General features: G+C 42.5%; 16 protein-coding genes. 2 read left to right on the forward strand and 14 right to left on the reverse strand.

Annotated elements, in window-relative coordinates:
• Window positions 1-13: 13 nt before the first annotated feature.
• From DER53_RS14685 to hpaB, 3 genes are read right to left on the reverse strand one after another with little or no spacing between them, the layout of a single operon-like run.
• Window positions 14-1,435 (reverse strand): aldehyde dehydrogenase family protein, encoded by a 1,422-nt coding sequence (locus DER53_RS14685; RefSeq protein ID WP_062755153.1) that lies wholly within the window; start codon window positions 1,433-1,435, stop codon window positions 14-16.
• A gap of 20 nt (window positions 1,436-1,455) precedes the next feature.
• Window positions 1,456-2,439: a 3,4-dihydroxyphenylacetate 2,3-dioxygenase gene (gene hpaD / locus DER53_RS14690; RefSeq protein ID WP_062677982.1), complete on the reverse strand. Its 984-nt coding sequence runs from the start codon at window positions 2,437-2,439 to the stop codon at window positions 1,456-1,458.
• A 24-nt stretch (window positions 2,440-2,463) separates the two neighbouring features.
• Window positions 2,464-3,939: a 4-hydroxyphenylacetate 3-monooxygenase, oxygenase component gene (hpaB, locus tag DER53_RS14695; protein ID WP_062677983.1), complete on the reverse strand. Its 1,476-nt coding sequence runs from the start codon at window positions 3,937-3,939 to the stop codon at window positions 2,464-2,466.
• Window positions 3,940-4,141: 202 nt separating this feature from the next.
• Between hpaB and DER53_RS14700 the strand changes: the two genes are divergently transcribed.
• A complete protein-coding gene (locus DER53_RS14700; protein ID WP_062677984.1) occupies window positions 4,142-5,032 on the forward strand; it encodes a LysR family transcriptional regulator in 891 nt (296 codons plus the stop codon).
• A 70-nt stretch (window positions 5,033-5,102) separates the two neighbouring features.
• On the opposite strand, the gene DER53_RS14705 is transcribed toward DER53_RS14700, so the two are convergent.
• Window positions 5,103-5,822, reverse strand: a complete 720-nt coding sequence (locus DER53_RS14705) for a CAP domain-containing protein (RefSeq protein ID WP_062755151.1) — start codon at window positions 5,820-5,822, stop codon at window positions 5,103-5,105.
• Between the two features lie 476 nt (window positions 5,823-6,298).
• Here DER53_RS14705 and DER53_RS14710 point away from each other — a divergent pair, with 476 nt between their 5' ends.
• Window positions 6,299-6,607: a hypothetical protein gene (locus tag DER53_RS14710; protein WP_223812193.1), complete on the forward strand. Its 309-nt coding sequence runs from the start codon at window positions 6,299-6,301 to the stop codon at window positions 6,605-6,607.
• Here DER53_RS14710 and lpdA read toward each other — a convergent pair.
• The 10 genes from lpdA to DER53_RS14760 form a co-directional block, all read right to left on the reverse strand.
• Complete coding sequence (gene lpdA / locus DER53_RS14715; RefSeq protein WP_062755149.1) at window positions 6,599-8,047, reverse strand: dihydrolipoyl dehydrogenase; 1,449 nt, start codon at window positions 8,045-8,047, stop codon at window positions 6,599-6,601. The genes DER53_RS14710 and lpdA overlap by 9 nt on opposite strands.
• Window positions 8,048-9,301 carry a dihydrolipoamide acetyltransferase family protein gene (locus tag DER53_RS14720; RefSeq protein ID WP_062755147.1) on the reverse strand — a complete coding sequence of 418 codons (1,254 nt, stop codon included), beginning with the start codon at window positions 9,299-9,301 and terminating at the stop codon, window positions 8,048-8,050.
• Between the two features lie 17 nt (window positions 9,302-9,318).
• A complete protein-coding gene (locus DER53_RS14725) occupies window positions 9,319-10,314 on the reverse strand; it encodes an alpha-ketoacid dehydrogenase subunit beta (RefSeq protein WP_062677988.1) in 996 nt (331 codons plus the stop codon).
• Window positions 10,311-11,381, reverse strand: a complete 1,071-nt coding sequence (pdhA, locus tag DER53_RS14730; RefSeq protein ID WP_062755145.1) for a pyruvate dehydrogenase (acetyl-transferring) E1 component subunit alpha — start codon at window positions 11,379-11,381, stop codon at window positions 10,311-10,313. Before pdhA ends, DER53_RS14725 begins: the two co-directional genes overlap by 4 nt.
• A gap of 18 nt (window positions 11,382-11,399) precedes the next feature.
• The gene (locus tag DER53_RS14735) at window positions 11,400-12,536 is read right to left on the reverse strand and encodes a Leu/Phe/Val dehydrogenase (RefSeq protein ID WP_062755143.1); all 1,137 of its coding nucleotides are present in this window, start codon (window positions 12,534-12,536) and stop codon (window positions 11,400-11,402) included.
• Between the two features lie 14 nt (window positions 12,537-12,550).
• Window positions 12,551-12,949 carry a thioesterase family protein gene (locus DER53_RS14740; RefSeq protein ID WP_062755141.1) on the reverse strand — a complete coding sequence of 133 codons (399 nt, stop codon included), beginning with the start codon at window positions 12,947-12,949 and terminating at the stop codon, window positions 12,551-12,553.
• A 149-nt stretch (window positions 12,950-13,098) separates the two neighbouring features.
• Window positions 13,099-13,893 carry an ABC transporter ATP-binding protein gene (locus DER53_RS14745; protein ID WP_062755139.1) on the reverse strand — a complete coding sequence of 265 codons (795 nt, stop codon included), beginning with the start codon at window positions 13,891-13,893 and terminating at the stop codon, window positions 13,099-13,101.
• A complete protein-coding gene (locus tag DER53_RS14750) occupies window positions 13,868-14,860 on the reverse strand; it encodes an ABC transporter permease (protein ID WP_062755137.1) in 993 nt (330 codons plus the stop codon). The genes DER53_RS14745 and DER53_RS14750 overlap by 26 nt, the downstream gene beginning before the upstream one ends.
• A gap of 20 nt (window positions 14,861-14,880) precedes the next feature.
• Window positions 14,881-15,894: an ABC transporter substrate-binding protein gene (locus tag DER53_RS14755; RefSeq protein WP_062755135.1), complete on the reverse strand. Its 1,014-nt coding sequence runs from the start codon at window positions 15,892-15,894 to the stop codon at window positions 14,881-14,883.
• A 244-nt stretch (window positions 15,895-16,138) separates the two neighbouring features.
• Complete coding sequence (locus DER53_RS14760) at window positions 16,139-17,092, reverse strand: NAD(P)H-dependent flavin oxidoreductase (protein ID WP_062755133.1); 954 nt, start codon at window positions 17,090-17,092, stop codon at window positions 16,139-16,141.
• Between the last annotated feature and the right edge of the window lie 10 nt (window positions 17,093-17,102).

Consider the following 17,102-nt stretch of genomic DNA (forward strand, 5'->3'; position numbering starts at 1 on the left):
CCTTTTATCACGATCACTGTCGGTTTATCACTACTAATTTCAACTCTGTCATTTCTTCTATAGCATATTTAATCCCTTCTCTTCCTATCCCGCTTTCTTTTACTCCACCATACGGCATATGATCAACACGAAATGTTGGAATATCATTGATCATTACCCCGCCTACTTCTAACTTCTCTGCCGCATCCAAAGCACGGGCAATATGATTCGTATAAATTCCTGCCTGTAACCCATATCGAGAATCATTAACAAATTGAATTGCTTCTTCTACGGAAGCTACTTTATTGATGAGAACGACAGGGCCAAATACTTCTTGACAGGAAACTTTCATATCTGGCTTTGTATGAAGCAGCACCGTAGGATGTACGATGTTTCCTGTTATATCTCCTCCAGTTGCCACCGTAGCCCCAGCTTGTTTTGCTTCTTCAATCCAATTTAATACACGCTGCACGTCATTTTTAGAGATTAATGCAGATATATCTGTGCTGGCATGGAGCGGATCGCCGATTGTCAATGTTCTTGTTTCTGACACAAATCGATCAACAAATTCTTCGTATATATTTTTATGCACATAAATTCGTTGCAAAGATATGCATACTTGACCTTGGTTGGAAAATGCCCCTTTCACACATCTCGGAACAATTGAACGTAAATCTACACCTTCATCAATAATTACAGCTGAATTGGAACCAAGTTCAAGTGTGACACGTTTTAACCCTGCTTTGTTGCGAATCGCAATTCCTACTTGAGGACTTCCTGTGAACGTAATCATTTTCACTCGTTCATCCTGTACAATTTGGTTACCAATAAGACTCCCTCTACCTGTCACAACATTTAATGCACCATCAGGCAAACCAGCCTCTTGCAGTAGTTCGGCGATAAAGAAAGCGGATAGCGGTGTTTGCGAAGCTGGCTTTAAGACAATCGTATTTCCAGAAGCAATAGCAGGTCCAACTTTGTGAGCAACTAAATTCATCGGAAAATTAAATGGAGTAATCGCCCCGATCACACCAATTGGCTCCCGAATAGTATAACCAATTCGATTTTCCCCACCAGGTGCCGCATCTAACGGCAGCGTTTCGCCATGAATCCTCTTTGCCTCTTCTGATGAAAATTTGTATGTTTGGATCGTACGATTGACTTCTTCTAATGCTGTGCGAAGCGGTTTAGCGGACTCTTGTGCAATGATGTGTGCAGCCTCCTCTTTTCGTTGTTCTAACAAGGAGGCTACGTTTTCTAAAATTTTTGCCCGTTCATGTTTCGGCATTTTCGCCATTTTTTCACGCGCATGGTAAGCAGCTGCAATTGCTTGATCGACATCGTTTAAAGTAGCAACAGGAATTTCAGCAATGATTTTTTCATTATATGGAGATAGAAGTGAAGTGTATTTTTCGGCTTTCACCCATTTTCCATCAATAAATAATTTTTTTCTCATATCTCTCTTCCCTTTATTTTTTAAATAATGAATGTAGGTTTCATTTTTTGCAAAGTTGGTTCTTTTACTTCTACCGTTTTATCGTCATGAACATCTAGCACTATGGATGCCTCTTCAAACCAGCTGTCTGGAGCTTGATGTCCCCAGAATGTTTGGCGACGCGGATCGTTAATATCCCAACGAATCGGTTGAAAATCAGGATCACTTGTTAAATAATCTCCCGTATATAATTCAATTCGATGCCCATCTGGGTCCCGCAAATAAAGGAAAAAGGCATTGGACAACCCGTGGCGGCCCGGCCCTCGTTCGATGCTCGAGGCATATCCCATCGAAGCAAGCACATCGCAAGCGTGAATCAGGCTGAGTTGATCGGAAAGCCAAAAGCCAATATGATGAAGACGTGGCCCTTTGCCATTCATAAACGCAACATCATGAACGTTCGGTTTCCGATGCAACCAAGCTGCCCATAACTGTTTATCTTCTGTTTCTGTATATTCTGAACAAGCAAACCCTAATTCTTTTACATAAAAATCGTACGCTTTTTGCACATCTGTAACCATGCAGTTAAAATGATCAATTCGCTGTACTCTCGCACCACGATACAAGTCATATCGCTGCAACAGCCGTTCAACCGTATCCATTTTCACAAAAAATTCCAATGGGAGGCCAGATATATCTTGAACACGGAAGGCTCTTCCAATTGCATGTTGTTGACCTTCTTCTATCCATTTCGGATTCAGCTGTTTTTGTCGGAAAAAGTGATACAAAGCCTCTAAATCTTCTTCAGAATGAACTTTATAGCTAATAACTTCTACACTAGGTTGTTCCGCTTTTTTCAACAATAAACTATGATGATGGTATTCCTCCAATCCTCTTAAATATAGATGGTTGTTGTCTGCTTCAGTCACAACAAAGCCTAGAGCACGTTCATAGAAATCACGTGAAGCATTTAAATCGGTCACTCTTAACACTGCCCTCGCACAGCGGATAATATTAAACTTCATACGATTTAGCCCCCCTCTTTTTGATTAATTAGTATTGACAGAAACATTAGCAAGCTTCGGTGTTCCTAAAAATTCGTAAATTAAATTTTTGTAATAATCTTTTTCATAGTTATCAAAATAAGTCATTCCCATACGGATTGGATCACCAAAAAAGTAGTATTCATAATGCGTTTGCCGGCTTCCGAAGGCGCTCATTGTCATATCCCACGCCAAACGGAACAATTGCACGCGCTCATATCCATCGATATTTGCCCCTTGCATCGCTCTTCGCACAATCGAGCCGATTTCTTCATTGTTGAAGTCAGCTTCGGTCGGAATCGCCATCAATCCAGAGGCGCCAAGAATGCGCACAATTTCTGCTAGACGCGGATAAATCCTCGGATACCAATTTCTTGCAGCGTCAAGCGCCTCAAAATCTGGCGTCATCGTTCCCCATTTGTCCAATTTAGCGTTATGTTCCGCACGATATAAATGGCTGCGCATCGTCTCGAGCACTAACATAATTTCTGTTCCTTTGTCTTTGACATGCTGGAATTGTTCAATACCAATTGCATCCATAATACAAAGAACAACACCGAGGATAAATTCTGTTTTCACAATATTTTTGGCTACCACTTGATGAGACATATGAACAACTGCGTTTGTTTCGCGGAACGTCCGATTGCAAATGGAAGAATTCCCACAAACAAACACGCGCTCCCATGGAACGAATACGTTTTCAAATGAAACGATGGCATCCCCTTCTTCAAAACGCGAGCTTAGTGGATGATCCCAAACGCTTTTGCCGTAGTCAAACGCTTCACGGCAAATAAATTTTACACCTGGAGTATTATTTGGAATGGCAAACGCTAACGAGTATGGATCTTCACCTGATCCCACTTTTTTAACCGTGGACGGAAATACTAAAATTTCGTCAGTAATTCCACCTTGCGTCGCCAATAGACGGATACCATCAACGATAATGCCATCTTTTCTTTTTTCCACTAAATGCAAAGGAACGTTTGCATCTTTTTGTTCATGTTGAGCTTTTGAACGGTTCATTTGTGGATGAATGAGTGTATGTGTAAGGCTAATATCGTTTTCACGTGCATATTCATAATAATTTCTCGCGTTCTCAGCAAACATCGGGTCATCTTCGGCAAACAAGTCATTAGCTACTCCCATCGCCATCACTTCCGCATTCAAGTAATCTGGTGAACGCCCCATCATTCCCGCGGAAGTACGTGCCCATTCTTGCGTTGCTTCCCGTCTGGCAATCAATTCTTCCTTCGTCGTAGGCTGAATATATGTCATACCAACTTTGTTTCCCGTTGTTGGTGACGTATATAACATTTTTCCCGGCTTTTCGTATTGAAGATCATACAGACGTGCCATCGATTGAATGACATTTTTAAACGCTGGATGTTCGGTAACATCCTCAACTTTTTCCCCGTGAATATAGACATTACTTTTCGCTTTTTTTAAACGTTCGATATACTCTTTACCTGTTTTTGCTGGCATTTGTTATTCCCTCCTACATTCTTTTTCCATTTTCATGTATAATTACAATAGTAAGCGATTTCTTTTGTTTAAAAACTCACCTCTTTCACCAGAATTATTTTCTGAATCTTTAGAATTAATATAACATATGATTTCATATATGAAAAATATAAAAAACATTGGTTAAGTATATGAAAAATATATACAAGAGAGGAGAATAAGCATGATTGATATAAAACAATTAAAATATTTTGCGACAATTGTTGAAGAAGGGCAAATTACAAAAGCGGCTAGAAAACTACATATTGCTCAACCTCCGCTAAGCCAACAGCTAAAACAGCTCGAAGAAACTTTGGGAGTTACGTTGCTAGAAAGAAACGGTAAAAAATTAGAATTAACTGAATCAGGAAAAATTTTATATCATAAAGCAAAACAGTTACTACAGCAATTAGATGATGCCATTTTAGAAGTTCGAGAAACAAATGAAGGAATCAAAGGTATACTGTCCATAGGATGCGTAAAATCTTGTTTTTTCTACTTACCTGAAACAATAAAAAAATTCAACAAAAATTTCCCAGATGTTAAATTTCATTTAAGAGAGGGAGATAGTTTTCTAATTAGCGAATTGTTAAAACAACGAGAAATTGAAATTGGTATCGTTCGTCTTCCAATTGATTCTAATCAATATGAAATTATTAGTTTGCCAAGTGACCCTTACGTAGCTGTTATACCAAAGCAATGGAAATATCATCACCATTATATTTACATGAAAGAATTTACTGATATTCCTCTTCTTCTTCTCCATCGAATCAGTGGAAAAGGTCAATATGAACTCGTTATTAATGAATGCCGACGTCACGGTTTTGAACCAAAAATTATTTGTGAGTGCCCTGACGTTACTATATTATTATCGCTAGTTTCCAAAGGAGTTGGAGCAACAATTGTACCAAAATCTACTGTTTCCATTTTCCGGATTCCAGAAATCACCGTACTTGAAATTATAGATTCCTCTATCCAGGCTGAAGCAGCAGTTATTGTTGAAAAAAATCGCTATATATCAAAAAGTTCTATCCATTTTTTAGAAATTTTAAAAACAGAACTCAGTAGTAAATAACAAAATTATGGAGGCTGTCCCAAAAGGCCGTAAAACGACCTTTTGAGGACAGCCTCAGAATCATTGATCCTTATTTTCTTATAAATTGTTGTGTCCAGATATATCCGTTTTCTTCAAAACCTACTCCGATATGCGTGTAGTTTTTGTTCAAAATATTCGCCCGATGGCCTGGGCTATTCATCCAAGCCGCCACTACTTCTTGCGGAGTCCGTTGGCCTTTTGCAATATTTTCTCCGGCGGCCGTATAAGAAATGCCGAATTTTCTCATCATTTCAAACGGAGAACCATATGTCGGGCTGTTATGGGAGAAATAATGGTTCACTGCCATGTCTCTTGACTTTTCACGGGCCACTTTGCTTAACGCTAAATCAACCTTTAAAGGCGGCAAGCCATATTTCGCTCTTTCTTTGTTCGTTAAATCTACTACTTGTTGTTCATAAGCTTTTAATCCTGCTTCATTTACATTTGCTTTTTGACTTGGTGCAGGCGCCTGCGTTGCTGGCTTGCTTACAGGAGTTTGTACATTCGCTGATGGTTTTTGGACAGTAGTTGTGGCTGGTTTTGGCTGTACTGTTTTTGCCACTTCTGCATATCCTGTTTGATCTAAAATAAACTGCACCCATTTTTCGATATCTTGAATATTAGATGGATAGACAGTTTTAACTTCATAGTTTTGGATAGACGGACATGGGGCAGGCCCTGCCGCTTCCGTTTTCGCTGTTGTAGTTGTAAAAGATGCTCCTACAATCGCTAAAGATGCAGCAAGTGAAAATACGATTTTTTTATTCATTGTTTCTCCTCCTTCAATCTCACCCTTGCTTGCACATACATCATAACACGAGTTTTTTGTAAAATTTTTAGATAAATATGGTAATTACATTAATTTACCATTATTGTTCTGCAAGAAGGGATTTTTTCATAAAAAAATCCTAGTCTATCCCCGATGAGAACTAGGGTTGTAAAAAATTATCTTTCATTATTATTAAATCCTTTTTTGTAATGAATAGTAATCCTACCCATCTATTACTTAAAAATAAAGATTGACAAAGTTTAAGAAAAGGGTAAAAATTAACATTTTTTACGATAGTGTTACAATATAACATTTTGTTTGAAAGTTTTTGCAAGAATTTTTTATAGCGTCTCGTCAAGTCTTTATGATTTCATGACAATTTTTCGAACATTGTCTTAAAATCATTATATTTTCTTTAATTTTGTAGTATAGTAATAGTGCGATTAGGTAATATTTCATATTCTAGGGAGCGTGCAATGATGATCGTTCATGAGTTAGTTGGTACGGAAAACTTGTTTGCAGGGCAGTTAAAGGAAGGATATTACGTTGTTCGTGAGAAATACAACATGTTAGATATCCATCAGTGTAGCGCGGATGTGTTTCAACAATTTGACTGCGGAACGGAAGAGGTTATTACTGTTGTTTTTGATCCTGGCAATGAATATTCCCTTGTCTGCCTTGATGTATATACATTTGAAAACAAATCTCCTTCCCTCGCCGAATTGAAACAGACACTTCAAATAAAGCACCATGACCTTTTCCAAACAGAAGCAGTCTCAGTGTGAGACTGCTTTTTTCTCGCTCTTTTTCTGCTTTGCTGGCAGGAGATGAACTGCTTCCGCTCGTAATGCTTCTACTGCTTCTAACAAACTTTCATTGCTACTCGGATGCGGGTAAAAAGGAAATTTCATATCCTCCTCACGTGCGGCCATTTCCAATCCAATAATTCCGCTCGAAATGAGATCAACCGCTCCCGCACCGATCATATGAACGCCTAGTATCACATCTTGTTTTACATCACTGATGATTTTTACCAATCCATCTTTTTGGCCAATAATACTAGCATATCCGTTTCCAGTTATCGGAAAACTTCCGACACGAATGTCCTCATACTGCACTCTTGCTTCGTCTTCCGTCAATCCAACGCTCGCTATCGGCGGAATGGAATGTACAATCGTTGGAAGAAAGGTGAGGTCGATTTCGGACTGTTTTCCAGCGATTGTTTCAGCGGCGACTTTTCCTTGTTTGACTGCTTTCACTGCAAGCATCGGCCCGCCTGTTACATCCCCCACAGCGAAAATATGGGGAAGCGATGTTCTCGCTTGATGGTTGATCTCAATAAATCCTTGCTCCGTGCGCTGGATGCCAAGACGGTCGATGCCTAATTCATCAATGTTCGCTTTCGCTTCGCATGCCACAAATACATGCGAGCCCTCGACCGTCACCGTTTCTCCTGTCTTTGTCTTTAACGTGACGGCAACGGCATCCAGCAATAACGTGACGCTTTCTACTTTACAATGCTGATAAAGTTTGATTTTCCGTTTTTTCCATATTCTCTGCAATTCATTAGCGACCGTTTCATCTAGCCCAAATGTGCCATCATCCGTAATGACAGACACTTGCGAACCAAACGCGCGAAAACTCATTGCCACTTCAATCACGATATAGTCGTTTCCGTAAACGATCAAATGGTTGGGTAATGTTTCCAATCCATATATCGAATACACGTTTAAAATGCGTTCATGGTCAATATTGATGGATGGTGGTGAAACGTACGATGCCCCGGTGGCAATGATGGCGTGCCGAAAGCGGTACACGTCAAACACTTCTCCCGATTCAACGCCGATGCGGTCTTCCGCTAAAAAGGACGCTTTGCCGCGGATGACTTCGATACGGTTCGCTTTGCAAAGCGCTTCTACGCCTTGACGAAGCTGAGTAACTACCTTTGTCTTATAGTTTTGTAGTTTTCCTAATTGAAACGAAACATGTCCCAATTCAATCCCGATTTCCTCAATGTGAGGAAGCTCTGCCATTTTCTGCGCAGCATGAGTGAACACTTTTGACGGAATACAGCCTTTGTTCAAGCAAACACCACCGAGCTCCTCTTTTTCGATGAGTGTGACAGACAGACCAAACTGGGCAGCGCGAATCGCAGCGTTATATCCGCCTGGTCCTCCGCCAATGATGACGACATCTCGTTCATGGGCAAGTTCTCCAACTACCATTTACACCAACTCCATTAACATTAGTTTTGGATTTTCGATCAGTCTTACAAAATAGTTTGTAAACGCCACAGCCGTCGCACCATCGGCGACGCGGTGGTCAAATGACATCGAGATGTTCATGATTGAGCGAACTGCGATTTCATCATTTTCCATGACAACAGGACGTTTTTTCGTTTTATGGAACGCCATAAGTGCTACTTCCGGATAATTAATAATTGGTGTTGCGCCAATGCTGCCACCGAGCGGACCTACGTTGCTGATGGTGAACGTGCTTCCTGTCATTTCTTGAAGCGTCAATTTGTTTTCTTGCGCTTTTTTCGTGAGATGTTTCGCTTCTTCATGAATCTCCCGCAGTGACTTGCATTCGACATGTTTGACGACTGGCACGATTAATCCTTCTTTTGTGTCGACGGCAATGCCAATATGATGCTCTTGTTTAAGATGGATCACTTCGCGTTCTTCATCAAGCTTAGAATTAAATATTGGAAACTGCTTTAACGCGAGCGACAACGCTTTAATGAAAAACGCCGTTGCGGAAATATGGAAGTTTTGCTGTTTCAGCTCTTCACGGAATCGGATGAGCTCGGTGACATCGACTTCTTCAAAATGCGTACAATGCGGAATCGTATATAACGATTGCGCCATTTTTTTCGCGATTTGCTTGCGGCGACCGTGGAACGGGATGATGGAAGATGATTGTGAGTTGTCACCCACTTTTTCGAATGATTGAGCTTCCACATCGCTGCCTGCGATCGACGAATGATTCGTTTGCTTCGTATTGTTAGTTTCGATAAAGCGGTACACGTCATCGTCAGTAATTCGGCCGCCTGGTCCTGTACCGACAACTTGTTCCAAATCCACTCCGTGTTTGCGGGCAATTTTCCGTGTATACGGCGAGGCAAGCACGCGCCGTTTTATCGTCCGCTTAACGGAAACAGTCTCTTCTTCTTTGATGGCAAACGGGCGAGTGGATTCCGTCGCCACATTTGGCTGACTGGACGGCGTTTCTGCAAGTGGCGATGATTTTGTTTCTAACGTAAGAATCGTCGTGCCAACTGAAATCGTTTCCCCCTCGGGAACGAGAATATCTTGGATGATACCTGCGGCTGGTGCGGGAATTTCCGCTACCATTTTATCCGTTTGTACTTCGACTAGCGGTTGGTCTGCCTTTACATGATCTCCTTTTTTGACCAGATAATTTAATACGGTAGCTTCGGTCATTCCTTCACCGATATCATGAAGTTTCACTTCCATTGTTTCTACCCCTTCCGCTAGAAGTTCATTACTTTTTCAATCGCATGCAAAACGCGCTCTGGTGTAGGTAAATAATCATCTTCATAAGCAAAAAACGGCACGGGAACGTCAAATCCAGTCACTCGTTCTACTGGCGCTTTTTGATATAAAAACGATGTATCGTTAATAACAGCGAGAATGTCATTCGCCAATCCACCAGTGGCGTGAGCTTCCTGCACAATAACCGTCCGCCCCGTCTTTTGAACCGAATCGGCGATGATATCTTTGTCAAGTGGGTAGAGTGTGCGCAAGTCGATAACATCGACATGAATTCCTTTTTTTTCCGCAGATTCGGCTGCTTTCATCGCTACTGGCACCATCGCCCCCCACGCGATGACGGTTACATCGTCTCCTTCGCGCAATTTTTTTCCTTTGCCAATTTCAACCGTATATTTTCCTTCTGGTACATCCTCTCGAAATGCACGATAGATGCGCATTGGCTCTAAAAACAGCACCGGGTCGGGGTCTTCAATGGCGGCAATGAGTAAACCTTTTGCGTCATATGGCGTAGATGGGCAGACGACTTTGATACCTGGCATATGGGTAAACAGTGCTTCGGTGCTGTCGGAATGAATTTCTGGAGCGCGAACTCCCGCGCCATACGGGGCGCGGATGACCATCGGCACGGTAAAATGTCCCATCGTCCGCGCGCGCATCCGTGCGGCATGCGTCATAATTTGCTCGTATGCTGGATAAATAAAGCCTAAAAACTGAATTTCAACGACAGGCCGAAGTCCATTGATCGCCATCCCGATCGCCGCACCAGTAAATCCTGCTTCGCTTAACGGCGTGTCGATGACCCTATCCTCGCCAAATTCCTCCTGTAATCCTTCCGTGGCGCGAAATACACCCCCGTTTTTTCCGATATCTTCTCCAAGCAAAATAACATCTTCTCTCTCTTTTAACATCGTGCGAAGTGCATCATTAACCGCTTGCACAAGCGTTAGTGTCTTGGTGTTCACCGCTGTCGTCATCCTTCGATCCCCCGTTTCCATTGGAAATACGCGTTTTTCTGTTCGGCAATCGTCCACGTCGGTTGGGCAAAAACATAATCAAACATGTCAGCTGGGTTCGCTTTTGGATATCGTTCCATTTCTGCTACCGCTTGCTCGATTTCCACGCTCACTTCCTTCTGTACTTGATTCATCCATTGTTCATCCCACCAACCTTCCTGCTGCATAAATCGCTCAATCCGCTTGATTGGATCGGTCGTTTCGCGTCTTCGCTTACTTTCTTCTTGATCGCGGTATTTCGATGGGTCATCGGAAGTAGTGTGGGCGCCATAACGCCATGTGACCGCTTCAATTAATGTTGGTCCTCCTCCATTTCTTGCTCGTTCAAGCGCTTGTTGCGTTTCAAAATACACGGCAAAAATGTCGTTTCCATCGATGCGAATGCCAGGAATGTCATACGCCAGCGCTTTTTGCGCGATCGTCTTCGATTTCATTTGGCGAGTAATCGGCACGGAAATCGCATATTGATTGTTTTGGTTGAAAAAGACCACAGGTAAATTGAAAACGCTTGCAAAATTGAGTCCCTCGTGAAAATCTCCTTCAGATGTTGCCCCATCTCCAAAATAAACGATAACCGCATTTTTCGTTCCTTTCCTCTTTTCGACGTAGGCTGCTCCTGCTGCATGCGGAAGCTGCGTGGCAATCGGAACGCTCGGCGGAACGATTTTTTTTCCTTCAGATGGAACACACCCTTCCGTTCGACCTTTCCAATATAGAAGCGTTTGCGTTAAGGAGCGGCCGAACGTCATCATCGCTCCGTGATCGCGGTATGTCGGAAACATCCAGTCACCATTGCGCAATGCAAGAGCGCTTCCAACTTGACACGCTTCCTGTCCCTCGTACGGAACATAAGTACCAATGCGACCTTGCCGCTGCAGACTGACACATTTCCGATCAAACATTCTGGTGCGGATGAGATGACGGTACATTGTCATCACCAGTTCTTTTGTAATTTGTTCGCGATATTCAGATCGCACAATGCACCCTTGTTCATTCATAATTTGTATAATAGGAAACTGAAATTCCATCGAATCCCTCCTTTGCCGTTATCGTCGGATATCCCATTTTGGCCGTTTGCGGTGCGTAAAAAAATTATTGCGGCGGCTACGCTGCTGCAACCGTTCTTCACAAAAGCGATTCGCTGCTTCGATCGTTGTGATATGGTCCGCTTCCGCTCGGGAATAAATATGAAGGAGCGTCGAATAAATAGTTTTTGTTTTTTGTAGTACACGCTCTTTATTCGGTCCGTATAGTTCATCAGCTACTTGAATGAGCCCTCCAGCGTTAACGATGTAATCTGGCGCGTATAAAATTCCTTTCTCTCTCAACATCTGTCCGTGGCGCACATCAAGCAATTGATTGTTGGCAGAACCGACAATCGCTTTTACTTTCAACACATATATGGTGTCATCATTTATGACATTGCCGAACGCACATGGAACAAATATATCCGCGTCCGTTCCGTAAATTTCTGTCCCATGCACGATCTTTACACCCGCTCCAAGTTTTTTTCCATACGATACAATTTCCTCAACCGCTGCTTCGTTAATGTCGCACACATATAAATCCGCGCCTTCTTCCAATAAGCGCTTTGCTACTTTCCTACCCACTTTTCCTAACCCTTGAATAGCGTATGTTTTTCCGTGAAGCTCGTCGCTTCCCCAAATCACTTTGTTGGTAGCTTGAATACCGTAAATGACACCTAACGCGGTCGGCACGGAAGAATCGCCGCTGCCACCATACTCCTCGGGAACACCTACGATGCAGTTTGTTTCTTTCATCGCATGAACGAAATCATCTGGCGTCGTTCCCATATCAGTACCCGTATAAAACCGACCATTCAACGATTCGACAAACTGACCGAACGCACGGAACAGTTCCGGTGTCTTGTCTTTGCGCGGGTCTCCAATAATAACCGCTTTTCCGCCTCCAAAATCGACGTCTGCTGCAAGACATTTGTACGTCATCCCTTTCGAAAGACGGAGCACGTCAAATAGTGCGTCTTCGACTGCCACATATGGGTACATTCGGCATCCGCCAAGCGCTGGACCTAGCGTTGTGTTATGAATGGCAATAATCGCTTTTAACCCCGTTTTTTCATCATTACAAAATACGACTTGTTCATGTTCACGAATTTGCGTAAATATATCAACCGCTTTCCACTGACTTGTGACGGTATTCATATTCTTTCAACCTCCTATGAATGCAACTGTTTCTGTAACATTTGCGCGATTTTTTGTTTCGGTAAAATTACTTGTTTCACTTCGCCGATTCCGATTACTTGCATCTCGTTTTTCGCTTCCACTTTTGTCACGACGACATTGTCACGAATCTCGGTCACTGTCGCTGTCACCGTCACGGTCGATCCTTCCGTTGTTGGAGCAATATGTTTCACGGATACAGCTACTCCCATTCCTTCTTCATGTTCTTCTAAATAAGGTAAAATAATTTTGCGGGAAGCCCATTCCATGTGATATACCATCGATACGGTGGAATAAGCTGGATGGACGACATTCCCTTCAAATTGTGCAAACATATCAGGAGTCACAACCGCTTCTACCACAGCGGTATCCCCCATTTTCATTCCCGGTTTCATCTTGTTTCACCTCTTCATTATTATTAATACTCATATATAACTTATAAATATATATACGTTTTAAAAACGTTATATTTATTATTTATTATATTTTTTAAATCGAAAAAAGGGGATAAGCTTGAAAACGCTTATCCGATTCTTTTCATTGTTCAACTTAACACCGCGCGATCGCTCGCTAGTTGTGTGCCGCGAATACGCTGGAATTCTGCCAATAATTTTTCTACTGTTAAACCTTTCTTTTCGTGTTCATCCACTTCCAAAATGATTTGTCCTTTGTCCATCATGATAAGGCGATTTCCTAAGTCGATGGCTTGCTGCATGTTATGGGTGACCATCAATGTCGTTAATCCGTACTGCTTAACAATATCTTTCGTTAAATTGGTAATCAATTCTGCTCTTGCCGGATCCAAAGCGGCCGTGTGCTCATCCAGCAGTAAAATTGCCGGTTCCGTAAACGTCGCCATCAACAAGGACAGCGCTTGCCGCTCTCCTCCCGAAAGCAAGCCTACTTTCGCCTGCAAGCGGTTTTCTAATCCAAGATGAAGCGTCTCGAGCACCTCGCGAAAGAAATCGCGCCGCTTTTTCGTCACTCCGCGACGGAGCGTACGTTTTTGATTGCGCGCGTACGCCATCGCGAGATTCTCCTCAATCGTCATGCTTGGTGCCGTTCCTGCCATTGGGTCTTGAAACACTCTTCCAATGTAACATGAGCGAACATATTCCGGCATCATCGTCACATCCTGGCCGTCAATGTAAATCGTTCCTTCATCAGGAAACAGTACACCCGAAATCAAATTCATCAGCGTTGACTTTCCTGCGCCGTTGCTGCCGATAATCGTAACAAAGTCTCCTTTTCGAAGTGTCAAATTGATATCTTGAAGGGCAATTTTTTCATCGGGCGTCCCTTCGTTAAACACTTTATAAATCCGATTTAATTGCAACATCGCTTTCACCCTTTCCGTTTGCGGAGATCGCGATGACCTGCGCACGCTCCCGTCTTTTCTGCTCTTTGCGCTTTTTCTCTTTTTGTTGGCGAACGATTTGCGGCATGACGAGCGCTAAAATGACAATGCATGCCGTGATAAGCTTCACGTCTCCTGTTTCTAAAAACTGCGCACGCAAAGCAAGACTGACAACAATGCGGTAAATGATCGATCCGCCGATGACCGCAAGTGTCGTTCTCGCAATCGTTTTTGTTCCAAATACCGCTTCCCCAATGATAACGGAAGCAAGACCGATAATAATCATGCCGATTCCCATGCCAACATCGGCAAACGAACCGTACTGCGCAATAAGCGCTCCTGAGAATGCAACCATTGCATTAGAAAGCCCCAGACCTAAGACGATGAGCAAATTCGTATTCGCCGACAAGCTACGAATCATACGCGGGTTATCACCCGTGGCCCGAATCGCAAGCCCGACTTCCGTCTGTAAAAACCAGTCCATGAAAAATTTAAACAGAAGGGTAAGAATCGCCATCGATACGAAAATTCCCCACGTTTTCGCCGCCGCTGAATCAAGACCGAGCTTCGTCCCCCACTCTTGAATCATTGTAAATACCGTTTTTTGGTTTAAAAGTGGTACATTAGAACGTCCCATAATACGAAGATTGATGGAGTACAGTGCAATCATCATTAAAATCCCTGATAAAAGAGCGTTAATTTTCCCGACTGTGTGAAGAAATCCAGTCATGCATCCAGCAGCAAACCCAATAAAGAGCGCTAGACATGTAGCTACAAACGGATTTACTCCGCTGACAATAAGTGTCGCCGCGACAGCAGCTCCCGTAACGAAGCTGCCATCCACCGTTAAATCAGGAAAATCTAAAATACGAAACGACAAATATACTCCTAACGCCATAATTGCATAAATAATTCCTGATTCGATCGCACCTACCATCGCCGTCAACAAAGGCATTCATCCTTTCGAATTTATTCGATGTATTCCGCCATTTGATCCCACTCAGGCTTCAGCTTTATTCCTTGCTTTTCTGCTGCTTGTTTATTGATAACAAGCTTTAATTTGCTCGGATATTCCGGTTTAATTTCCGATGGCTTTTTCTCTCCTTTTAAAATTGCAACGGCCATTTCTCCAGCTTGATAACCGATGTCATAGTAATCAAACCCATACGCCGCAAAACAGCCTCGTTTTAGTGAATCTAGCTCTCCCGCAAAAACGGGGATTTTTTTCTCATTTGCAACGCTCACGACCGACTCAATTGCCGATACAACCGTATTATCGGTTACAATGTAAAACACATCCGCTTTGCCAACTAACGACTCTGCCGCCTGTTTCACTTCCGCTGTTGTAGAAACGGACGTTTCAACAAACTTCAAATCAGTGTTTTTCGCGGCATCTTTCACTTTTTCAATTTGTGCCACCGAATTTTGTTCTCCTGCGTTATAAATGAGTCCAACCGTTTTGGCGTCGGTTTGCTCATCAATAAATTGAATTGTTTTTCGAATCGCATCTGGATGACTATCTGTTGTTCCAGTAATGTTTTCACCAGATTTATCCATAGATGGAACTAAACCAGCACCGACTGGATCAGTAACAGACGTAAATACGATTGGAATCTCTTTCGTTGCGTTTAGCGCGCTTTGTGCACTTGGAGTAGAGTTGGCGAAAATAAGATCAACCTCATCAGACACAAAATTGTTAGCAATCGTTTGATTATTGTTCATATCTCCTTGCGCGTTTTGCACATTGTACTTGACGTTTTCCCCTTCTTTAAATCCGCCATCTTCCACTGCTTTCTTAAACCCGTTGAAAGCAGCATCCAATGATGGGTGCTGAATAATTTGCGTGACGCCAATCGTGACCGCTTTTCCCTCCTTCTCATCCCCTTTAACACCATTTTTCGCGGCCTCCTCCTTCGCACATCCAGAAAGCGCTAACATCCAAACAAGCATAGGCGCCGCTAATCGTTTGATTACTCCTTGCATCCTTACTCCCCCTTGTTTTTATCAAAATTGACATAGTACCAATTTTCCTCTTGTTATGTACTTTATTTGGTAACGCTTACAAATAAACATCATAAAAATGTTTAGTAACGTTAAAATAACGTTATGCTAAATAAATATTATCAATTAAAAAGATATAAAGTCAATAATTTTCTAAAAAATAATAATTATAAAAAAATAGAACATCTTGGCAGGAAGATGTTCTTTATTCATCAATGAAGAAATATTATGAATGGAGAAGCGTATGTAATTTATGCAGCTGCTGTTTCGCCTCTTCCATCATTTGCTGAAATAGCTCTGCCACTGTCGGCATGTCTTCGATGAGTCCGGCAATTTGCCCTGCATTGACAAATCCTTCATGAAAATCTCCTTGAAGCGCTCCACGGCGATGACGGTCTTCCGATGTATATTCATTGAACATTTCGAGCGGCATTCCTTCTTTTTCATATTGCAACAATTTATCCGCATATGGAGTGCGCATAATTCTCCGCACTCTTCCAACTGAGCGACCAACAATCACTGTTTCGTTTTCTCTGGCATTGGTAATTAACTGTTTGTACGCCTCATGAAATGGTGCGTCTTTTGTAGCGATCAATCGCGTACCTAGTTGTACTCCTTGAGCACCAAGTGCGAACGCGGCAAGCAATCCCCGCCCATCTCCGATTCCTCCAGCGGCTACGACAGGAACGCGGACAGCGCTGGTGATTTGTGGAATCAACGTCATCGTCGTCAACTCTAACGTCGAATTAATTCCCGCTGCTTCATACCCTTCAGCAACAATAATATTCGCTCCTGCTGCTTCCGCTTTTTTCGCTTGTTTCACCGAAGCGGTCACGACAATTATTTTCACTCCTTGTTCCGTAAGACGTGGAATAAGCGGTGCTGGATTCCCCGCTGATAAAGAAACGACAGGAACCTGATGTTTTAAGACTAACGATACCATTTCGTCTACATACGGTGTTACTTGAACAGGAATATTGACGGCAAATGGCTGATTTGTTCGTCGTTTTGTTTCAATGATGATTTCTTCCACTTCATCAGGCGACATTGTACCAACACCAATCATCCCAAGTCCTCCCGCTTCGGATACGGCACTAGCCAGCTTCGCGTTACTAATATTGCCCATTCCCCCTTGAATGATCGGGTAACGAATATGTAACAAACGGCAAACATCATTCATAAAATTCCCA

Source organism: Parageobacillus toebii NBRC 107807, from assembly GCF_003688615.2.
GTDB classification, from domain to species: Bacteria; Bacillota; Bacilli; order Bacillales; family Anoxybacillaceae; genus Parageobacillus_B; species Parageobacillus_B toebii.